Here is a 739-nt window from a genome sequence, read left to right as displayed (position 1 = left end):
TCGTGGACCTGATGCTGGACGGCTCCCGCCGCCGCCTGAAGGCCCAGGACCTCGGCCTGGAGGTCACGGAGAAGGCCAAGGGCTGGCTGGTCGACCGCGGCTACAAGCGATAATTCCCTAACAATATGCCGCCGCATCCACTTGCACACTGCGGGTCAGGCGTTACCGCGGTCTGTCGGCAGGCGGCAGTGTGTTCGTGGTTTTACAGGCAATTTTACGGCTTCGCCAATGGTTGGATGGCCTCGCAGGGGACGCAGTTCGGTTGTGCGAAATGCGTCGCGCTGGCGGCCGCCGGTTTTCGTGGACAAGACCACGCATGAGTCCGAGTCACTGCGCACGCGTCATGCGGGCGGCCCTCTGCCGCGCTTGGTGGGCACCTTGAGGCCTCTGGCGGGCCTCCTCGACGAGGGGGCGACCCGCGCGTCGGGTTGTTTGGCGGCGGCCCGCGACTGTTCGGCTTTCTATCCGCTGTTGCCTGCGTCGCGTTGTGCGGTGGCGGTGTTGCTTGTGGTCGCCGAGGTTCTGGGTCCCTCGCCGCGTCATCGCCGTAAACGGAACCAGCCCGGTTTGGCGGAATCAAGCCGCACCCCTGCTGCTGTGGTGGCGTTTCGTCCGGCTTGACACCGCCAAACCGGGCAGGTTGGCTGCGCCCGCTGACGCGGCGAGGGACCCAGAACCAAACCCCTCCATGGTCCTTCGGACCCCCTCACCACACCACCAGCCGCGCTGCTCCGTCACC

The 739-nt window shown here is 66.4% G+C and carries 1 protein-coding gene; it reads left to right on the top strand.

Annotation, left to right across the window (positions count from 1 at the left end; genetic code table 11):
* Positions 1-11: 11 nt before the first annotated feature.
* Positions 12-113, top strand: a complete 102-nt coding sequence (locus GWK61_RS61365; RefSeq protein ID WP_369125693.1) for a ClpB D2-like domain containing protein — start codon at positions 12-14, stop codon at positions 111-113.
* Positions 114-739: the final 626 nt, after the last annotated feature.

It is taken from the genome of Catenulispora rubra (genome assembly GCF_015356825.1).
GTDB classification, from domain to species: Bacteria; Actinomycetota; Actinomycetes; order Streptomycetales; family Catenulisporaceae; genus Catenulispora; species Catenulispora rubra.
Note: the sequence above shows the minus strand (reverse complement) of the source record. Positions and strands in the feature narration are given on the sequence as shown.

Coding starts and splice junctions, on each gene's coding strand:
- GWK61_RS61365 (WP_369125693.1), top strand. CDS start 12: ATGCTGGACGGCTCCCGCCGCCGCCTGAAGGCCCAGGACCTCGGCCTG.